The organism is Bartonella sp. AP1QHHD, assembly GCF_042196265.1.
Taxonomy (GTDB): Bacteria; Pseudomonadota; Alphaproteobacteria; order Rhizobiales; family Rhizobiaceae; genus Bartonella.
Genome location: NZ_JBHIPW010000100.1, coordinates 25,725 through 47,395, shown reverse-complemented (window position 1 = coordinate 47,395; position 21,671 = coordinate 25,725). Strand labels below are relative to the sequence as shown.

Annotated in this window: 16 protein-coding genes; 9 read left to right on the top strand and 7 right to left on the bottom strand. The window is 35.9% G+C overall.

What is annotated here, in order from left to right; genetic code table 11:
- Positions 1-542: 542 nt before the first annotated feature.
- From ACFIME_RS09125 to ACFIME_RS09110, 4 genes are all read right to left on the bottom strand, one after another.
- On the bottom strand, positions 543-740 hold the full coding sequence (locus ACFIME_RS09125) for a hypothetical protein (protein ID WP_375684837.1): 198 nt from the start codon (positions 738-740) through the stop codon (positions 543-545).
- 718 nt (positions 741-1,458) lie between these two features.
- A complete protein-coding gene (gene ppdK, locus ACFIME_RS09120) occupies positions 1,459-4,125 on the bottom strand; it encodes a pyruvate, phosphate dikinase (RefSeq protein WP_375684836.1) in 2,667 nt (888 codons plus the stop codon).
- A gap of 172 nt (positions 4,126-4,297) precedes the next feature.
- Positions 4,298-4,954, bottom strand: a complete 657-nt coding sequence (locus ACFIME_RS09115; RefSeq protein ID WP_375611143.1) for a DsbA family protein — start codon at positions 4,952-4,954, stop codon at positions 4,298-4,300.
- An 82-nt stretch (positions 4,955-5,036) separates the two neighbouring features.
- On the bottom strand, positions 5,037-5,537 hold the full coding sequence (locus tag ACFIME_RS09110) for a DUF721 domain-containing protein (protein WP_375638055.1): 501 nt from the start codon (positions 5,535-5,537) through the stop codon (positions 5,037-5,039).
- 203 nt (positions 5,538-5,740) lie between these two features.
- Between ACFIME_RS09110 and mutY the strand changes: the two genes are divergently transcribed.
- Entirely contained in the window at positions 5,741-6,799 is a 1,059-nt protein-coding gene (mutY, locus tag ACFIME_RS09105) for an A/G-specific adenine glycosylase (protein WP_375620664.1), read from the top strand.
- Between the two features lie 755 nt (positions 6,800-7,554).
- Here mutY and ACFIME_RS09100 read toward each other — a convergent pair.
- A complete protein-coding gene (locus ACFIME_RS09100; RefSeq protein WP_375661898.1) occupies positions 7,555-8,643 on the bottom strand; it encodes a site-specific DNA-methyltransferase in 1,089 nt (362 codons plus the stop codon).
- 373 nt (positions 8,644-9,016) lie between these two features.
- On the opposite strand from ACFIME_RS09100, the gene ACFIME_RS09095 reads away from it, so the two are divergent.
- The 7 genes from ACFIME_RS09095 to ACFIME_RS09065 all read left to right on the top strand — a co-directional run bounded on the left by ACFIME_RS09095 (position 9,017) and on the right by ACFIME_RS09065 (position 19,598).
- Entirely contained in the window at positions 9,017-9,712 is a 696-nt protein-coding gene (locus ACFIME_RS09095; protein WP_375661887.1) for an HAD family hydrolase, read from the top strand.
- Between the two features lie 1,781 nt (positions 9,713-11,493).
- A complete protein-coding gene (locus ACFIME_RS09090) occupies positions 11,494-11,850 on the top strand; it encodes a hypothetical protein (protein WP_375661886.1) in 357 nt (118 codons plus the stop codon).
- A gap of 174 nt (positions 11,851-12,024) precedes the next feature.
- Positions 12,025-12,372 carry a hypothetical protein gene (locus ACFIME_RS09085; RefSeq protein WP_375661885.1) on the top strand — a complete coding sequence of 116 codons (348 nt, stop codon included), beginning with the start codon at positions 12,025-12,027 and terminating at the stop codon, positions 12,370-12,372.
- A gap of 206 nt (positions 12,373-12,578) precedes the next feature.
- Positions 12,579-12,944: a hypothetical protein gene (locus ACFIME_RS09080; protein WP_375661884.1), complete on the top strand. Its 366-nt coding sequence runs from the start codon at positions 12,579-12,581 to the stop codon at positions 12,942-12,944.
- A 612-nt stretch (positions 12,945-13,556) separates the two neighbouring features.
- Entirely contained in the window at positions 13,557-14,954 is a 1,398-nt protein-coding gene (thrC, locus tag ACFIME_RS09075) for a threonine synthase (protein ID WP_375684835.1), read from the top strand.
- 83 nt (positions 14,955-15,037) lie between these two features.
- The gene (locus tag ACFIME_RS09070; RefSeq protein WP_375684834.1) at positions 15,038-16,312 is read left to right on the top strand and encodes a M16 family metallopeptidase; all 1,275 of its coding nucleotides are present in this window, start codon (positions 15,038-15,040) and stop codon (positions 16,310-16,312) included.
- A gap of 400 nt (positions 16,313-16,712) precedes the next feature.
- Positions 16,713-19,598, top strand: a complete 2,886-nt coding sequence (locus ACFIME_RS09065) for an EAL domain-containing protein (RefSeq protein WP_375684833.1) — start codon at positions 16,713-16,715, stop codon at positions 19,596-19,598.
- 42 nt (positions 19,599-19,640) lie between these two features.
- Here the strand turns inward: ACFIME_RS09065 and ACFIME_RS09060 are convergent, their stop codons facing one another.
- The gene (locus ACFIME_RS09060; RefSeq protein WP_375618404.1) at positions 19,641-20,225 is read right to left on the bottom strand and encodes a YqgE/AlgH family protein; all 585 of its coding nucleotides are present in this window, start codon (positions 20,223-20,225) and stop codon (positions 19,641-19,643) included.
- A 71-nt stretch (positions 20,226-20,296) separates the two neighbouring features.
- Here ACFIME_RS09060 and ACFIME_RS09055 point away from each other — a divergent pair, with 71 nt between their 5' ends.
- A complete protein-coding gene (locus tag ACFIME_RS09055) occupies positions 20,297-21,175 on the top strand; it encodes a protein-disulfide reductase DsbD domain-containing protein (RefSeq protein ID WP_375684832.1) in 879 nt (292 codons plus the stop codon).
- Between the two features lie 26 nt (positions 21,176-21,201).
- On the opposite strand, the gene rnhA is transcribed toward ACFIME_RS09055, so the two are convergent.
- Positions 21,202-21,669 carry a ribonuclease HI gene (gene rnhA, locus ACFIME_RS09050; protein ID WP_375634233.1) on the bottom strand — a complete coding sequence of 156 codons (468 nt, stop codon included), beginning with the start codon at positions 21,667-21,669 and terminating at the stop codon, positions 21,202-21,204.
- Positions 21,670-21,671 lie beyond the last annotated feature (2 nt).

The window sequence follows — 21,671 nt, the reverse complement described above, 5'->3', positions numbered from 1 at the left end:
ATATTATCGTCAATTTGATCTTTATAAATATGATGCAAAGAATTTGTGCAAACACCTGTAAGGATAAGTAGACATAAAGCTAGTTGTGTTATGGTTGTTGTTTTGCAAAGTGTCTGATAAAAAACCGGCACTTCTCTCTAATCTACTGCTGGAAAGTTATGTGTTTTATGACATTGTCTTCTTAAGAGAGCGTGTGCGTTTAGTATTGCCTATAAATCAACATCCAAACCTAACGCAGCAGTATGTTTGAAACAAATGTTAAGACAGTTTAGTACTTCTCTCAGCTGTTATAGCTTTTGTATGCCAAATGGAGGCAAGAATATTGCGCATCTCTGTTTGTATAATCTCTTAAAACAGGAAAACAGCCTAATTTGGGAAGAATATGAAAATTTAAGGTAAAAACCAGTTTTCATCTTTGCCATTTCCTTTTAATTCAGCTTTACGCCTTTCAAAGACATCTAAAGCAATATCTTTAAAATAACGGAGATTACCTATTGCCTCATGCTCTTATTTATCACATGTCTTTTTAGTCTCACTCCCCCTCACCTAAAACAAAATGTCCCAAACGGAATATACTTGGATTGCCATTCACGGGCTTTCTTAAAAAACATCTCTAAAGCACCCAAAACCACTTCGCAACAACGCCCGTGAATAATAATAGCAAGCCCCCCCACAACAACTGCGCGACAGCGCACATCATCTTTACGCTTGTGAAGAAGCACGCCGGCACCATTACACACTGTACCTACCTTCAATTTGTGATAGCTCTCACTTGAGATGATTTATAAGAGGCATATCCTTGCTTTATTTTTTTATCCACAGACGCTCATCCCGCCTGTAACATACAAAAAACATGGTTTTGATTGATTCATTATAAAAGAAGTCGAAATAAGAAGATCTTATGATATTTACAGCTTTCATTCAATATGAGAAATAAAAAATTATCTTTATAAATCAATAGATTGTGTAACTTTGATATTCCTTTATAAATGTAAAGATGGGAGTGCATAATGGAGTTTATAAATTTTGGGAAGATTTTTATAAACTTACGGGGAGTTTTACATAATCCCCATTCCACGAATATCAATGTGAAATGGAGCATCCACTGAGAAATGTCTATCTCAAACAGCATGATGTGCAAAAAAAATGCATTTGTTTGGAGCATTCTATTTTGCGTGAGGAGCTCATTCCCCTATAAAAAAGCAAACGCATAAATTGACTGCACAATAACACGTTTCTCTCTATCAAGAGGTTCGCCAATAGAAAGTAGTATTAATAATACATCTTTGTCTATCCTGCTTTATATTTTCTCTCATAAACCTCTAAAAAAAACACTTTCTCGCGTAACACAACTTATCGTGCATTTTAGAAGCATTTTTATTCCCTTTATTAAAGAAAATAAAAGAATATATAAAAATTTATTTCAGTAATAACGATACAACAAAAAATATTAACCTATTACATCCTTTTTGCTATTGCGGCCTGAGCTGCTGCTAAACGAGCAATTGGCACTCGAAAAGGAGAACACGAAACATAATCTAGGTTATTTTCTTCGCATAAAGCAATAGAGGCAGGATCGCCTCCATGTTCACCGCAAATTCCCAATTTTATTTTTGCACGCTTTGAGCGTCCACGCTGTGCAGCAATGGTAATAAGTTCCCCTACTCCATCACGGTCAATAGACACAAAAGGATCTTGCTCTAAAAGACCTTTTTGAAAATAGGTTGCCAAAAAAGGAGCTGCATCATCACGGGAAATCCCAAAAGTAGTTTGTGTCAAATCGTTTGTTCCAAATGAAAAAAATTCAGCAGTTTCAGCAATTTCATCTGCTCGAAGCGCCGCTCTTGGAAGTTCAATCATCGTCCCAACCATATATTGAATAGTGCTTCCCTTTTCTTTCATCACTTCCTCAGCAACCTGATCAATACGCGCTTTCACAAAATCGAGTTCAGATTTAAGCGCAACCAGTGGCACCATAATTTCAAGCATAACAGGAGATCCAGATTTTTGGGCAGCTTCTGCTGCTGCTTCAAAAATCGCCCGCGCTTGCATTTCTGCAATTTCAGGATAAGTAATAGCTAAACGGCATCCTCGTAATCCAAGCATAGGATTAAATTCGTGCAACTGCTGAGTGCGTTCAGCAAGCACTTCAGCAGAAACCCCCATAGCTGTTGCAACATCAAGAATTTCTGCTTTCGTTTTAGGCAAAAATTCATGTAATGGTGGATCTAGCAAGCGGATAGTAACAGGTAAACCACACATAATTTCAAATAATTCACTAAAATCTGAACGCTGCATTGGCAAAAGCTTATCTAGTGCTTTACGACGACCACTTTCATCATGACTTAAAATCATTTCACGCATGGCAACGATACGTTCATCAGAAAAAAACATATGCTCCGTACGGCAAAGACCTATACCTTCAGCCCCAAAAGAGCGTCCCATACGGGCATCAGATGGTGTATCAGCATTAGCGCGAACTCTTATACGTCGCATCCCATCAGCCCATTCCATTAATTTTGCAAAGTCTCCGCAAAGCTGAGGCTGCAACATTGCAACTTTCCCTTTGAAAATTTCTCCACTTCCACCATCAATTGTGATAACATCACCTTTTTTTAGGCTTTCTCCTGAGGCAAACAACGTATTTGTGTTATAATCAATCCGCACACTGCCAGCACCAGAAATACATGGTTTTCCCATCCCCCGCGCAACAACAGCAGCGTGACTTGTCATACCGCCACGCGTTGTTAAAATTCCTTCTGCAGCATGCATACCATGAATATCTTCTGGGCTTGTTTCTACCCGGACCAAAATAACTTTGCGACCTTCCGCCGACACAGTTTCTGCCTCTTCTGAAGTAAAAACAATTTCACCAGTTGCGGCTCCAGGAGAAGCAGGTAAACCACGTCCTATAACAAAACGTTCTGCTTTGGGATCAAGTGTTGGATGCAAAAGTTGGTCAAGCGACTTTGCATCAATACGTATCACAGCCTCTTCACGGTTTATTAACCCCTCCTCAACCATTTCAATTGCCATCTTGAGAGCCGCACGAGCCGTGCGTTTTCCTGAACGAGTCTGAAGCATCCATAATTTACCTTTTTCAATGGTAAATTCGAGATCTTGCATATCCCGATAATGCTGCTCAAGATTCTGCGCAATCTGACATAATTTCAAAAAAGCCTCAGGCATAATTTTTTCTAACGACGGTCTATTTGAACCAGCAACAATACGCGCATTTTCTGTAATATTTTGAGGCGTTCGAATGCCCGCCACAACATCTTCCCCTTGCGCATTAACTAAAAACTCACCATAAAGTTCTTTTTTCCCTGTCGATGGATTGCGTGTAAAAGCAACGCCCGTTGCCGAATCTTCTCCCATGTTACCAAAAACCATAGCTTGCACATTAACTGCCGTTCCCCAACTTTCAGGAATGCTATGTAAACGGCGATAAGTAACTGCACGTGCTGTCATCCAACTTGAAAAAACGGCTCCAATCGCCCCCCATAACTGTTGTTCAGGATCTTGTGGAAAAGGGGTTCCTAATTTTTCTTCAACATAGGCTTTATAAGAAATAATAACATTCTTCCAATCATCTGCTGTCATTTCTGTATCAATAGTGTAACCATTGCATGCTTTTGCTTCATCAAGAATCTCTTCAAAATACGAATGGTCTAGCCCCAAAACAACGTTAGAATACATTTGGATAAAACGCCGATAACTATCATAAGCAAAACGTTCATTATTGGCTTGTAAAGCAATTGCTTTTACAGTTTTATCATTCATGCCAAGGTTCAGCACTGTATCCATCATCCCTGGCATAGAAGCCCTAGCCCCTGAACGAACAGACAGCAAAAGTGGTCTTTGTTCATTCCCAAATTCACGTCCTGTTTGTTCAGCAACGTATCTTAGTGCTTGCTTAACAGATTCCTGTAGCTCTTCTGGATATGATTTGTCATGGGCATAATAAAAATTACAAACTTCTGTTGTCAACGTAAATCCGGGTGGTACGGGCAAACCAAGATTACTCATTTCTGCCAAATTAGCCCCTTTACCTCCGAGAAGGTTACGCTCACTTGCACTTCCTTCTGCCTTTCCATCTCCAAAACTATAAACCCATTTTTTCACTGTACAAATCCTCCCATATCAGCTTCAAAACATCATTCAACCCAGGCTCACTTAAAAGCAATGATTTGATTCAAAATTGGCTCAACGATATCGCTTCATAAATGCATAATATTAATCCTTCCAAAAGAGATAATGACCAAAAATCACTATCCATCTTCTGGAAGATTAAGATTCAGTTTTTTAGAAAACTATCAATCACCGAAAAAAATTCTTCTACTTTCATGGCACCTTCATATTTACTACCATTAATAAAGAAAGTAGGTGTTGCTGTGACACCAAGCTCTTTACCGCGTTCAAAAGATGCATTTACTTCATCTAAAATGGACTGATTTTTCAAACACGCAGTAAAACTTTCATCTGTAAAACCAGCCATTAAGCCAATTTTCTTCAATGGTGTTAGAGCATTTTTTCCGAAAGCCCATTCATTTTGTTTTTGAAATAAAACTTCTATCAAAGGAAAATAGCGATCTTCCGGTGCACACCGTGCCAACATAAAACCTGCTGTTGCCCGAGGATCAAAAGCATATTCTCGGAAAATAAGTTTTACTTTTCCTGTTTTGATATATTTTTTACGAATTTGGGGAAGTATATCATTATAAAAATGCGCACAATGGGTACATGTCAACGAAGCATACTCAACAATGACGACTGGTGCATCCGCCTCTCCCTCAAAGCGATCCTTTACTTTACCCGATTGGAGAAGCTCTGCCATATCAACAGTTGCCACTGATTTGGGATCACGCGCTAAAGCAACTGTTACACTGTTTTGTACAATCGTTATGAAGAGAAAAATTATCCCGAAAGATAAAAAAGAACGATATTTTACCATAAATAATACTTTTCTGTTGTTATTAACGAATAGGAATCCAATGCTTTCTCATATATTAAAGAAAAATATATAAAATATCTTTCTATTTATTATTTTTTTCCAAAAAAATGCAACAGCCAAGTTGATAAAGTGCTTGGTGCAAACTTTTATCTTCAATTCCTTCAAGCATTTTTTCCACGCATTTTTTGTCTTGTTCACTCAAAGGCGGTTTTAGAGGCAAGTGATTCATAAAAACCGACATACTCCTTTGCTCAATCTTGATGCGATCAATAGCAATATAGCCAAAAAATCCGTTAATTCTATGAAGTAATTCCTCTGTTTCATGCATCAATTTTAACGCAGCAAATCCTTCACATGCGACAACAAGTGTTGCTGGCTGAAAAACTTCATCTTGATCTGCACGACGTTTCCAAATAATTTTAAGCGGCATTGTATGTTCACTGATATCATAGCCCGCAATCTGTGGCCAGTGTTCTATAAGCGCTACATTAAGCCCTGTCCGTTTGCGTAAAACTGGATCAAGTATTTTGTATACCGCCTCAGAAAGAGAATAAAAGATACGTTTTTTAAGTTGTTTTCTCATTTTTAGATCATTGTTCAAGCGCTTACTAAATTAAAATCATTTGTTTCATCTAAAAATTTTTGCCTCCTCAATTTATGAAATATCAACAAAATAAAAAGCCTTTTCTCACCAGAGCCTTGACAATAAAAGAGCAAAAAACATGAATTACAAAATAAATAATTTTTTCTTTTGCATTTTATATCTCCCTATGCTTGAAAGCAATCATGTATGAAATTTCTTCGCACCTCCTTGCTTGGTACGATCAAAATCACAGACATCTTCCATGGCGGATTACCCCTGAAAAGCAAAAACAAGGTATCCGTCCTGATCCTTATCAAGTTTGGCTTTCTGAAATCATGCTTCAACAAACAACCGTTGAAACAGTTAAGCCTTATTTTAAAAAGTTTCTAAAACTATGGCCGGATCTTTCCTCTTTAGCAAAAGCCTCCCAAGATGATATCATGAAAGCATGGGCTGGACTTGGTTATTATTCACGCGCACGTAATCTTAAAAAATGTGCGCGACAGCTTGTTGAAAACTACGCGGGACAATTTCCACAATCTGTAAAAGAATTGCGAACTCTAGCCGGTATTGGAGATTATACTGCCGCAGCCATTGCTGCGATTGCTTTTAACCACCCTGTAGCAGTGGTTGATGGTAATGTCGAACGTGTGGTAGCGCGACTTTTTGCTATCACTTCAATATTGCAAAAAGCAAAAGTTGAAATTAAAGAAAAAACACAAAAAATTACTGCTTTAAATCGTCCTGGTGACTTTGCTCAAGCAATGATGGATTTGGGAGCAACAATTTGTACTCCACGCAAACCATCTTGTTATACCTGCCCTCTTCAATGTTTATGCAAAGCAGAAAAGATGCAACAACCGGAGTCTTTTCCAGTTAAAGCCCCTAAAAAAGAACGCCCTTCAAAAACAGGTATTGCTTTTGTGGTCCTTAATAAAAAGAAACAAATTTATTTGGAAAAACGACAGACGCAAAAGCTCCTTGGTGGAATGACCCAAATTCCTAACAATATTGGCATAAACAACGAAAATGGGCTCCAAAACGCACCCTTTACTGCCAATTGGCAATTCAAAGGACAAATTACGCATGTTTTTACTCACTTTTCTCTAAAACTCGATGTTTACTATACCGAAGATGTTCATGAAATGAATTGTGAAAATGGTTGGTGGTGTAACATTCAACATCTTGCCGAAGAAGCATTACCTACTGTTATGAAAAAAGCCATTTCCGTAGCACTTCCCAATTCTTTCAGATTTAAATAACCTTCCCTATTCATAAAAATGTTTTCTAATGGAGACTTTTGTATCTCTAGCGATCATTTATTAATCTGTAAAAGAAAAATTTTAAAAAATGAAATAACCAATTTTTTCTACAGACAAAAATTAAGGAGGGATAGAAACGCTTAGAAGCTTTAGATTTAAATTTCAGGATCTATCCTTTTTTCGCTTATGACGGAGCAAGTTAGCATCATCGTTATATTTACCAGCCCCCTCAACATCCCTTGGTACGTGAAACGGATTATAAGAGGTACTTTTAGTTCTTTCGTTAACAATTTTTATTCACACGCCAACCCCGTTTATGACAAGCAAGAAAGTAATTTTCATCGATTCAATATGGAACAAATTTGAAATAAGAAAACTTGACGATATTCCGAGGGCATTTCAATATGAGTTGCGCTAAATTATCTTTATAATCAATATATTATATGCACTTTACAGATGTACGTATTCAAAAAAGCACTTAATTTTGAACTTCTGAATGAACCTTTTAATTCTGATATTTCATTTTTATAAGCTTATATTGAAACTTTACTGTTTTGGAACTAAAATCAGAACATAGAGTGAAAATTTCTCATTTTAATTTCTTCTAAAAGAAGCATAAAAATACTCGCTTGTCGCTTACAAGCGAGATTAGTGTGTCAATAAAAAACATCTAAGAAAGGCTAAAACACCCTCACGTCCATCTCAATCAAGATCAGGTACATTGGTGGTCAATAGAATGAAGCGATCAGCTTAATTCATAAAACACCCGTTTTTAACATTTGTGAACGTATGATCATTCTTAAATGATCTATGGACTTCAACCGTCCATTTTCCTCATAATACCAAAAGGTCCAACCATTACAACTCTGCGAATCTTGAGCCTTTCTTCCCATTGCGTGAATTGAGCCCGCTTCACCACCATGCATAATCGTACCATCAGCTCTTACAATAGCAGATACTTGCTTCTTACGATCATACAGAACTTCTCCAGGATAGAGTAAACCTGCTTCAAGCAAACTGTTGAATGCTACGCGCGGTTCTGCTTTTTTTCTATCCAAAATCGCTAGTTCTGGTTGCGCTAAAGGTTGAACCGCCGCAATTCTCTCACATGCTGCATCGATGTAATCTTGCTCGCGTTCAATTCCAACAAAATCACGCCCTAAAAGCTTGGCAACAGCACCTGTTGTTCCCGAACCAAAAAATGGATCGAGAATAACATCACCAGGTTTACTAGAAGCCATAATAATACGCGCTAATAACGCTTGCGGTTTTTGTGTTGGATGTAATTTACGCCCTGAATCATCCTTTAAACGTTCAGCTCCAGTGCAGAGAGGGAAAAGCCAATCTGAACGCATTTGTAGATCTTCATTTGCCGCTTTTAAGGCATCATAATTAAATGTGTACTTTTTATCTTTTTGATCTCGCACGGCCCAAATAAGCGTCTCATGAGCATTTTGAAAACGGCGCCCTCGAAAATTAGGCATCGGATTATTTTTGCGCCAAATAATATCATTAAGCATCCAAAAACCTAAATCTTGTAATGCCGTCCCAACTCGAAAAATATTATGGTAAGATCCGATAACCCAAAGTGTTCCGTTGGGTTTTAATACACGACGACAAGCAAGCAACCATGCACGGGTAAAAGCATCATAAGCAGCAAAACTCTCAAACTGATCCCATTCATCATCAACCGCATCAACAAGCGAATGATCTGGACGATATAAAGCTCCGTCCAATTGCAAATTATAGGGTGGATCCGCAAAAATCATATCAACGGAATGTTTTGGAAGTTTTTCTAGAACGGAAACACAATCTCCTTTAAAAATTTTATTGCGCCATGGCATCTGTGAGGGAGTACGAAGAAAATCTTTTTGAAGCTGAATAACTGTCATGAAAAACCCAACAAAATTAACTGAATTTGCCCTATAATCAACCAAAATAGTTTATAGGCCCGCATTACCAATCCATATTTACAAAATAGCGTAAACGTATCGTTAAAGTTCTACAAAATTGATAATTGTTTTTGTTTTTTTAAGTAAAAAAAAACTTTCATATGAATGAAACCTTATTTTTCTTTTTTTCAATGTACTGTTCCCATATCTTTTATTTCGTAAAAGAATTAAAAATCATTTTCAAAGCGTATTTTTATGAAATAAGATCCTCTCAATATCGTTTTCATGAAAGTTGTCCATCTCGTAACATGTAAAGGAATATCTTATGCCTCAGATAGATCTTATTATTTTTGATTGTGACGGAGTTCTCGTCGACTCTGAATATCTTGCAGCAAAAATTGGATCTCAATTGCTCAAACAAACAGGATATGAAATATCACCCGAAGAATTGAGTGAGCGTTTTTCAGGGCTTATCTTTCGCGATATTCTTAAACACGTTGAACAGGAAACAGAAAAACCTATTTCTGCTCATCTCATAGATCAAATGACTAATATTTTTCGTACACAAATAAAAACTAAATTACGGGCTATTGATGATGTAAGAGAAGCTGTAGAAATTATCCAAACACGCTATCCCTACTGTATCTGCTCTAATGCAAAAAGCGTAGATATAAAAGAGATGCTCACCACGGTTGATCTCTATGACCTTTTTGAAGGTAAAATATTTTCAGCACCTGAAGTTGGAACAAAAAGAACGAAACCGGCCCCTGATGTTTTCCTTTTTGCCGCACAACAATTACAGGCAGAGCCCCAAAACACTATCGTTATAGAAGATTCACTTCATGGTGTACACGCAGCCATAGCAGCAGGCATGCGTGTCATCGGCTTTACGGGAGGATCACATAGCTATCTTGGCCACTCTAATGCACTTGCAGAAGCTGGTGCAGAAACAGTTATTGCAAAACATGCTCATTTAGGAGAAGTCTTAGAAGCAATGGCAGTATGGCGAGATCTATTATAAAAAATCTCTTGAATATATCAATTTGTAAACTCTTGTAAGAAGCATTTTTATTCAAATGTCCTGCTCTTCTCGCTGCTCCTTTTATAATAACTTCAATAAATGCGCAATTCACGACACGGGTGAATTGCATCTCAATGTGAAGGAAAAATATAGCACCTCATTGAGATCATAAGTCTGTTAACCATTGCACGTACTTAAAAAAAAAGCAAAAAACAGGGGTGCAAACTCATAAAAATTAAACCCTGCTTATCTATCTCAAATCCAATATCCCACTCCCAACCACAGCAGCTCATCCTGATAAATTATTATATTTGTCAAAAAAGAAATATTACGATGCCTTGCTCGATAAGATGTGAAAATTGCTAACCTCTTTCATCTGATCAAAAAAACACACACTATGGTAAAATTGTAAGGGATGTGCATATTGATCATGGAAAAAATATTAAAATTCGCGGAATCTATGGAACACAAGACTTTATTGAAAATGACAAATGCGTCCTTGTTGAGTTACAAAGGCTTATATTTACTCAATCCAAATCTCATAAACTTGTTGAAGGCTTATTTACTTTGCTGCTTAAATAGTATTTTAACAGCATCAATTGGTACAACCTCCCTAAGATTACAAAAAACAAAAAGAATACACTCTTATGAAGATGTGCATTTTATAAAAAACATTTCATACCAAGTAATTTACAGACAATATATTGATTTATAATCATAATTTATCATTATTCAAATTAAGCAAAAAAACCGAATATTGTAAGATTCTCTCATTTCAAACCTGGATATGCTGAATTAAATAAATAAAGAAATAAAAATGCCTTTTAATGAATCATCTCAAAAGGCAAAAATTGTAGCAACATTAGAAGCGAGCAAAGTGTATGGCGATGCCATCTTTCTTCTTTATAAACATCAAAGATTCTGATGCCCTAAGAATTTTATATTATGGGGCTTTATCATCATATCTATAATTGCAAAATAGGCTTGAGTACCTTGAGAAGGATTTCTTAAAAAAGCACATAAATATGAAACATAGAACAACGTAAAGAGATACCTGTAGTTGCTCAAAATTTTCTGAAAGCACTTGTATAGATTTTTTAAATAAGTAATGAAATCAGATCTTTTCAAAAGTAATCCAACTTTAGGAAAGACATCCTTTCTAAAAAGGAAAGTGACTTTTCGGTTTGGAAAGAAGAAAATGTTGAAAAATATTATCTAATGCCGATCTTTCAGCACTCATAAATGTCTCTGAATTGATATTCTTCTATACACTGCTTTACATCACATTAATATGCTGTTCACATTGGCGAGAAAAAGATAATATCATTTATCTCTATCCAATTCGAGCTCTACTTTATACTATGAGTGAACTGTATATTTTTATTATATATAACAACTATTGTAAATAATAAAAATTTATCGCGTCCATTTATATTTGAATTATTAATATTAATTTTTATAAATACATCATAATTTTCATATTTTTTATTATCTATAAATGTATTAAAAAATAATATTAATATCATTTTATAAAAATTATGCGATCACCACATGTTATTTATATATAACACATAACGAAATATTTCATAAAATTTTAAAAAATATTTTTGTGATTATTACTGTTACATTTTTACAATAATGTTTATAAAAAATATATTTATATTTTTTATATGTATTTTTATTATTGACTAATAATACATATTGAAATATATAGTGTGAGATATATAAACATTATGTATATTTTATTACATATATAAATTAAAAATATTTGAGGTAACATTATGGTGAAAATATTTAAAAATTATATCTTAAGCATTTTTATAGCGAATGCTTTTTTTATTTCACAAACTGTAAATGTTAATGCAAACTGTTTGAAAAACGATATTCCAAAAGAGGAACTTTCTGTCTTACCAATGGAACAAGTAAAGTATGCGAAATCCAATGTAGTTTCTAAGACTGCTTTCTATGTTCCATCTGTAAGTTATCAAACAGAAAATGGAACAACAGGTGAAGGGAAAATTGAAAAGGTCGTTGAGCCTATAACTATCGGAATAGGAATATTGTCTGCTGGATATGTAATAAACCTTATAGGATCGATAATAAGTTGGATAAAGGACATAATGTTGATGTTCAAATAATTCAACCTCGTCTGGAACTCTAGAGCAACGTATTCATTATGTGTCTCTGGTTTATTGTAAATAATTACATAATAAAGTTTCTATTGCTATAAAATATAAATGGATTACATAAAAATATCCAAAGTGTAAATTTACGCATATATATTTATATTATAAAATATTTGAGGTGAAATTATGATTAAAGTGTTTAAAAATTATATGTTAAATATTTTTATGGCGATTGCTTTTTTTCTTTCACAAGTTGTAAATGTTAATGCAAATCACTTGAGCAATAACTTACAACGAGAAGATGCTTTTGTAATCAGTCAGGTAAAAGAGAAAGTAACCCATATCGCATCTCTCTACGTTCCCAATTTAAGCTACGGAGCAAAAAATGGGACTACTGTTGAAGGAAGAGTTGAGAAAATAGCTCAGCCGGTCATAATAGGAGATTTCGGTTTGTCATTTTTAATAGGATATTTAGCACCCCTAGTGGGCTTTATCATAGCGGCGATAATAAATCATATAAAAAGACATAGATAACTCTGTATTTAAATTGAAACTTATAAAAACAAAATTTTCTAATTTCTCAAGTATATCCACACTTGTTCATTGTTATTGAACAAAAACAATAACCCTCACCACAGAAAAAAGAGCTGCACGCACTTATATCTCCTTAGTGTGTTCACCAGCTCCGCTGATTCGTTAAATTATCCACGCTGAAGTCAGAAAGGATTTGAGGTGAAATTATGACAAAAGTGTTTAAAAATTACGTGTTAAATATTTTTATAGTGATTGCTTTTTCTCTTGTACAAGTTGTGAATGTTAATGCAAGTCATTTGAGCAACACCCCACAAAAAAAAGATATTTCTCTTTTTGTAATGAAACAAGGGAAAAAAGAAGCAATGCGTATGGATACTCTCTATGTACAAAATTTAAATTATGGAGTGGGAAATGAAGCTCCCATTGAAGGAAAAATTGAGAATGTGTTTTTCGAACCCATTACAATAGGAACTTTTACCATGACGGGATCTTTTATTTTTGGTTTACTCTCTGGCGCTTTTATGTCCTTATTCGGCGGAATAATCGGGATAATAGTAGGTCTAACCAGATAATTCCAAAATAATTTAAAGCAATGTTTAAATTACATCCTGCTTCAAATAATTGGGGCAGGATTTTGTTGTGCTTTCTATAGAGGCTTTGTTCATTACTAATAATACCGCGTGGGATAAATATAATATCTCTTAGTACAAAATAATAAATTAAGCTAAACAACGATTATTCAAATTATAGATTTGCGTACGAAATGCCATAAAATTACCTTATAAATCTTTCAGTGTAAATTTTGTGCTGTATCATTTCAATATTCATTTTAGCAGATTTAATTATTACAAAGTATAAGAGCATAAAATAACTATGAATGGTTGATTTTTACAAAAAAAATCTTCAATAAATACCATTCTATCTATTTGGTTTTATTATTTAAGAAGGTGCACAAGTGAAAATACATTGTAAAATTTAAGTGAATGAATAATAGAGAGAAAATTTTCGACTGTAACAGATTTTCTGTGAACATTTGACGTTTATATCTCAAAAATAAAAATGCTTAAGACTATTTCCTTTCATTATTGAGTTTAAAAACTATCCATTTAATAATTTAAATATTATGAAAAACGTGAAATAAATAACTTCACCAATTTTCCAGAAATAAAAAAAGGATAAGACTTATGAAATATATAAGCACAAGAGGTGAAGCCCCTGTTCTAGGCTTTACGGAAACGATCATGACTGGGCTGGCTCATGATGGGGGACTTTATCTGCCAGATAAATTTCCTCAGCTATCATTTGATGCGTTACGAGCACTTCGTGGTCAGTCCTATACAACAATTGCTAAAACTATTCTGTGGCCCTTTGTGAATAACGAAATCGAATATACAGCTTTTGAAAATATGATCGCTGAATCTTATGCAACCTTTCACCATCCAGCAATCTGTCCGTTACGACAAACTGGAGCAGATGAATTTATCCTTGAACTCTTTCATGGTCCTACTTTAGCTTTTAAAGATGTCGCAATGCAGTTTCTTTCTCGACTGATGGATTATGTTTTGACTGAAAAAAATAGATGTGCAACGATTATTGCTGCAACATCAGGTGATACAGGAGGGGCTGCGATACAAGCTTTTGCTGGAAAAGAACACTCAGATATTTTTATTTTATTTCCTAAAGGACGTGTATCACCTGTTCAACAACGACAAATGACAACCAATCAATGTTCAAATGTTCATGCCATTGCCATTGAAGGAAATTTTGATGATTGCCAAGCTCTTGTCAAAGCAATGTTTAATGACCACAATTTTCGTAAAAAAAGAGCGCTTTCAGGTGTTAATTCTATAAATTGGGCGCGTATCATGGCGCAAATTGTTTACTATTTTTCATCTGCACTTTCCTTAGGAGCTCCTGATAGAGCTGTTTCATTTACTGTTCCTACTGGAAATTTTGGTGATATTTTTGCAGGTTATGTCGCAGCCCGTATGGGATTACCCATTGCTCAACTGGTCATCGCAACGAATGATAATGACATCCTTGCACGTACATTGGCAAGTGGTACTTACAAAACACAACCAATAGTTCATACAACATCACCTTCTATGGATATTCAGGTCTCTTCTAATTTTGAACGTTTGCTCTTTGAAAGTGGCAATCGTGATCCAATCTGGATTCGCAATGCAATGAAAAACTTGAAACAATCACGACGTTTTACTCTTAATGAAAAGCAACTCAAAAATATTCGTTCCCTATTTTCCGCTGGGAAAAGTGACATGGCTGCAACAGCTCAAACAATTGATAGTGTCTATAAGGAAAGTGGCTATCTTGTTGATCCACATACAGCTGTCGCTCTTCAAGTAGCGCGTGAAAACAAAAAACCGCATATTCCAATGATCGTCCTTGCCACAGCTCATCCAGCTAAATTTCCTGATACTATTAAAAGTGCTTGTGGCCTTCATGCCCCATGGCCATCTCATCTCAATGATGTAATGAAACGCGAAGAACACTTTATAAGTCTTGCTAATGATGAAAAAATAGTAAAAGATTATATCTCTTTAAAATCGCGTGCATCTTATTAAAGTTAGCTGCATTAATTTAAATCAAGAATATTCTAATACCCTTACAATGAGGTATTTAGCTTATTTAATGGAGTTGTAAATACATGGATGTAGATATATGTCGCCTTAGTAATGGTTTGACTATCGCCACACATACAATGCAACAAATTGATAGTGTTGCCCTCGGAATATGGGTTAAAGTGGGCTCACGCAATGAAACCTCCACACAGCATGGTATTGCTCATCTTCTTGAGCATATGGCTTTTAAAGGAACCGAAAACCGTACTGCTTTTCAAATTGCAACCGATATTGAAGATGTTGGCGGTGAAATCAATGCTACAACCAGTATTGAAACAACAGCTTACTTTGCACGTGTACTTAAAAGCGATATCCCACTTGCTATAGACATTTTAGCCGATATTTTAATGCATTCAAAATTTGACGACGATGAACTAGAACGAGAAAAACAAGTAATCTTTCAGGAAATTGGTGCTGCCCATGACACTCCTGATGATATTGTTTTTGATCACTTTACAGAAACAGCCTTTCGTCATCAATCCCTTGGACGCTCTATTTTAGGAACAGCTAAAACTATTCAATCATTTACATCTACTGATCTCCATGATTTCATCAATAAACAATATAGTGCAGATCGTATGATTGTCGTTGCTGCAGGAGCTGTAAAGCACGAAAGTTTCTTGCGAGAAGTTGAAAGTCGTCTTGGTACTTTTCGCTCCCATTCAACCGCACCTCTTACTAATCTTGCAAATTATGTCGGTGGCGACTTTCGTGAATATCGCGATTTAATGGATACACAAGTTGTTCTAGGGTTTGAAGGGCGTGCTTATCACGCGCGTGATTTTTATGCGGCCCAAATTCTTTCAATCATTCTTGGTGGTGGTATGTCTTCACGTCTTTTTCAAGAGGTAAGAGAGAAACGTGGATTATGCTATTCTATTTATGCTTTTCATTGGGGATTTTCAGATACTGGGCTTTTTGGTGTTCACGCAGCTACCGGACAAGAAGGACTCAAAGAACTTATTCCTGTGATTCTTGATGAACTTTCCAAGGTCAGCAAAAATATTCAAGCCAACGAACTGCAACGAGCACAAACGCAATATCGTGCAAATCTGACAATGTCACAGGAAAATCCCTCTAGTCAAGCACATCTCATTGCTCGCCAAATACTCCTTTATGGTCGACCAATTCCAATATCGGAAACAATTGAACGCCTCAATCTCATCACTCCTAAAAGATTAACTGATTTAGCACATCGTCTTTTTACAAACTCCACTCCAACACTAACTGCTGTCGGACCTGTAGGATCCCTCATAAATTTTGATGATTTAACGTCAACTCTTTCATCCAAGCTAAAGTAAAAAACTTCTTTTCAACACAGCATCACAATAACATACACATATTTTATCGTAAAATTTACCACAAAAGCTCTTCTCATTAAATAAGTTTTGGAAATATTGGGCAAAGAAGCGTACAAAACTACCCAATTCATACTTCATGTGATAAAGATTCTAATAAGTGAAGGTATATCCGTGAAATCTGGAAATTCATGGTTTAACTTTGCCCTTTTAAAATATAAAACTTCATTCGCTTCAGGTTCCATTGAAGCAAATGGGTGTGTGGTCTATTTGTATATAAAATCACATAACTTAAGAAAAAGTGATAACAATTTATTATGTAAATAAATTATAAAAGGTGGACGTTTTTTCTCAAAAGTCGAAATGAAAATTAAACATCCTAAAATATTGAGAGTGGGACATTGTGAAGAGTTTGCGTAAAATAATTGACATCATTTTCATTGTAGTCGTTAGTTCTTTTGTCCATCTTACATCAGCACAAGCAATTGAACCAGTTAAAATTTCTTCTCAAGATGCTGCTCTTGATCTCTCAAAAGCAATTGAAATTCACCATACAAACAACTCTATTTTTCAAACAAGTACAGCACCAGGACCAGATGGTATTGTATGGCGTATTGAAGTGCAGGCAAAAAATGAAAAATTTTCCGGAAATTGGGCAGTTTTTTCTCTTGCAAATCCAACAGATGAACAAGTTGATCGTCTCATCGTTGCCCCCCATTACCGCATGGCACGTTCTGGATTTTTTTGGCCAGACCTTGGATCATCAAGGATTCAATCCATAACGCCAAGCGAAGGTTTTTCCCTCGATCGTCAACTTAGTGCAAACTCTGATATCTTTCGTATTACCCTTAACCCTGGTGCTGTTATTACATTTGTGGCCGAACTTAACTCTGCAAATCTACCGCAAATCTATTTATGGCAACCTGAAGCTTATAAAGATGCAATTAATTCTTATACGCTTTATCATGGTATTCTTCTTGGGATATCAGGTCTCTTAGCGCTTTTGTTAACTGTTCTCTTCGTCGTCCGTGGAACAGGGCTGTTTCCTGCAACAGCGGCAGTTGCTTGGGCAGTGCTTTTTTATATTGGTATTGACTTCAACTTTTTAAATAAATTCTTTGCAGTTACACTCACAACCCAACCAATCTGGCGTGCTGGTACAGAAGTAGCACTTACTGCTACACTCTTCATTTTTCTTTTTACCTATCTCAGCCTTAACCGCTGGCATTATCATTTTAGTTACGGTGCTATCGCTTGGACCATTGCGTTTTGCAGTCTAGGAGCCTTTGCTATTTATGATCCCATCAGAGCAGCTGGAATTGCGCGTTTGTCTTTTGGCCTTACCGCTGTGCTTGGTATAATATTAATCATCTATTTCTCAATCAGAAGCTATGACCGCGCCATTATGCTTATTCCAACATGGTTGCTCATTAGCTTTTGGTGCGTTGGAGCCTATGCCTGCATAGCTGGACATTTAAACAATGATATTATCCAGCCAGCATTAGCGGGGGGATTAGTGCTCATTGTTCTTCTCATAAGCTTTACTGTCCTGCAACAAACTTTTTCTAATGACGCTTTCCATGAAGGAATATTTTCCGACCTTGAACAACAAGTACTCGCAGCAAAGGGAGCTGGAAATATTATTTGGGATTGGAATATTGAGCGTGACCGTATTGTTGTACATCCAAACATGGCAACCCTTTTTGGTACTGAAATTCATAACCTCAATGGACCTATGCGCAACTGGATTTCAGCCTTGCACCATGATGATCGTGAACGCTTTCAAGCCGTATTGGATATCATTCTTAAAAATAAAAAAGGGCGCATTGATCAAATTTTTCGGCTTTCTTCCGGTGGTGGTTATTATCATTGGTTTTCTCTTCGTGCACGTCCGGCTATGCAAAAAGATGGAAAAATCACACGTGTCATTGGAACCATTGTCAATATTACTAACCATAAAAAATCCGAAGAACGCTTATTGCATGATGCAATCCACGACAGCTTAACCGGACTTCCTAACCAACAAATTTTCTTTGATAGACTACAAAATTATACCTCTTTAGCGAAAGCAAATATCAAAATTAGACCGACTGTCTTTATGATTGATTTTGACAATTTTCGCCAAATTAATCGCAAATTAGGCATAGCAGTTGGGGATACTGTACTGCTTATAATCGCACGTCGTTTAAATCGTCTTATTAACTTTCAAGACACCTTATCGCGTCTTTCAGCAGACCGCTTTGCAATTATTTTACTCAGTGAAACCGAACCACAAAAAATTGCAGCATTTGCAGATCATTTGCACAAAACAATTTCAGCACCTATTTCACTTTCAGAAAATAAAATAATCCTTTCAACCTCTATCGGATTGGTTACATGGAGTGAAAGCCGATCGACGGCTAAAGATATTTTTAATGATAGTGAGTTAGCGATGATTCGCGCAAAACAAATGGGTGGGAACCATATTGAACCTTTTCGTCCTAATTTTCGCACTTTGGGTCTCGAACATAATACTCTGGAGAAAGATGTTCGTTATGCCATAAAACGTAATGAGATGAAAATCCTCTACCATCCTATTCTTAATTTATCAGACGGACATATTATTGGTTTTGAAACAATTGTAGAATGGCATCATCCCACTTATGGAAATTTAAATGTCTCTGATTTCATAAAAATCGTAGAAAATGAACAAATTGTTATGGATTTGTCACAATTTATCATCGATAATGCCATTATTGATCTTATAAATGTACAAGAAAAGTTTTCCCAACAATCTTTCTTTATTTCAATTAATTTACCAAGCGCAGAAATGATTCATCCTCGTTTTATCAGTCAATTGCGTGCCGCTTTGCTTCGCCATCCGCTCCACAAAGGGCGTCTGATGATTGAAATATCTGAATTTGTCTTAAGAAATAATCCTGAACAATCAGCGCACTTTCTTGAACAAATTAAAACACTTGGAATGAATCTCGCACTCGATAATTTTGGAACAGGTTATTCGTCTCTGACCTATCTCGTACGTTATCCATTTGATATGGTTAAACTTGATCGTTCACTTATCTCAATCGACTCTCTTAAGAAGAAAATTGTTCTAAAGTCTATCATTAATATGGCAACAGATCTTAATTTGCAAATTATCGCAGAAGGTGTTGAAAATGAAAAAGAAGCAATCTTCCTCCGTCAAGAAGGCTGTAAATATGTTCAAAGTACACTTGTGACAAAACCGATTGCCATAGAAGAATTAATTACGCTCGTTCAGAGCCATTTCCCTTATAAAATAAAAACATAAGGGATAAAATAACGTGTAAAGTTAAAAAGCTTAGAAAAAACTCTACGCGTGTCCCATTTCAGAAGCAAGATAAGTTGGATCGATACCCATGCGTGTTAAACTTTTATCATATTTGCAGCTTAAATCGCTTTCAAAAAGAAAACTAGGTGATGTAGAACTGATTAGCCACCCATTTGTAGAAATTTCTGCCTCAAGTTGCCCCGCTTTCCATCCAGCATAGCCTAATGCGACCAGTGCATGTTGCGGACCTTGTTCGCAACTGATCGCTTTTAATATATCAATTGTCGCAGTAAAACAGATCTTATCTGCAATAAAAACAGTTTCTTCACAAGCATAATCATCTGAATGAAGAACAAAACCACGCGAAGTATCAACAGGACCACCATAGCGAACTGGAAACTGTTTTATTGGTTCAGAAAGACTTTTTTTTTGGCCACTGTCTATGATTCCTAAGTGAAGCAAAAGCTCTGGAAAATCAATATGATGCAATTGATTGAGAATGATGCCCATCGCACCGGCATCAGAATGCGCACAAATATAAATAACAGAACGAATAAAGCGTTTGTCATTCATCCCAGGCATTGCTATGAGTAATTGTCCACCTAAAAAGCCATTACACCGCTTCATTAATCTGTTATTCTCCATAATTTACATGATAAAAGTTTGTTCATTTAGCACACTAGGAAAATAAAACTCCAATGAAAAAAAGTTATATATTTACAAATTTACAAAATATCGCAACTTTCTTTTATAAAAAGCTTTTAGTTACTTTAAGCTTAACATTCATAGTTTTAGAATTACTTAACATTCCTGTAAATGCTCAAACAGAACAAAAACTCCAGCTTTTCGCAACATCTTGGTATGAATCAGATGGTGGTCGTATCCGATTAGCGATCACTGAACCTTCTCTTTCTGGAATAAGAGAAGGCATTATTGAAATTGAGCTTAAACCAGGATGGAAAACTTACTGGCGTAATCCAGGTAATTCTGGCATGGCACCATTTTTTAATTTCAACCAACAGACTTCTTATGAAATCTTTTATCCTACTCCACAGCTTTTTGAAACAGAAAATGATTGGTCATTAGGTTATAAAGATAAAGTAATATTGCCCTTCAATCTTTCTAGTTCAAGCAAAAATTTAAGTGGTGCTTTCACTCTTGGATTATGTCACAAAATCTGTCTTCCATTTACTGTTAACTTTGATTTTTCGCCATCTGCTCTTAAAAATAAACAGCTTCCTGCTTCCTTCTTAAAAAAGGCGCAAGATTCTTTGCCACGCATGGCGCAGAATGCACTAAAAATAAGTGCCGAAAAAAATAACAGTACCCTTCTTATAAAAATACAAAATAATAACAAAACCACTCCTTCCTCTCTCTTTTTAGATGGAGGAGAAATGCAAATTGGAGCAGCAAGAAAAGTCAGTGATAACGCAGAATATACACTCTTTAATGCTCCACTCTATTTCGCACCAGAAGAAATAAACCAAAAAATTTTTTATACAGTTTCTTTTAAAGATCACGCCTTAAGTGGAACATTCATATTCCATACGCAGCCAACCCCTCTTGCGTCTCCGTGATAAAAGAAAAAGCTCTCAAACAGCAATTATGCTGGAAAACGTCCATTTTCACGATATTGAGTAATTGCTTTGCGAGCAAGGGCATCTGCGCGTTCATTTTCTGGATGTCCCGCATGCCCTTTTACCCAGTGCCATCTAACTGTATGACAAGAACTAGCATCCTCAAGAGCTTGCCATAGCTCCATATTTTTAACAGGATTTTTTGATGCGGTGCGCCAATTATTCTTTTTCCAATCTTCAATCCACTTAGATATACCGTTACGTACATAAACTGAGTCTGTATAAAGATCGACCAAACAGGGCTCTTTAAGCACCTTTAATGCACAAATTGCCGCCATGAGTTCCATTTGATTGTTTGTCGTATGGACCTTACCGCCATAAAGCTCCCGTTCATGACCATTCCAGCGTAAAATTGCCCCCCACCCTCCAATTCCAGGATTCCCTGAGCAAGCACCATCTGTATAAATTTCAACGACTTTTTGTTGAGTTGCCATAA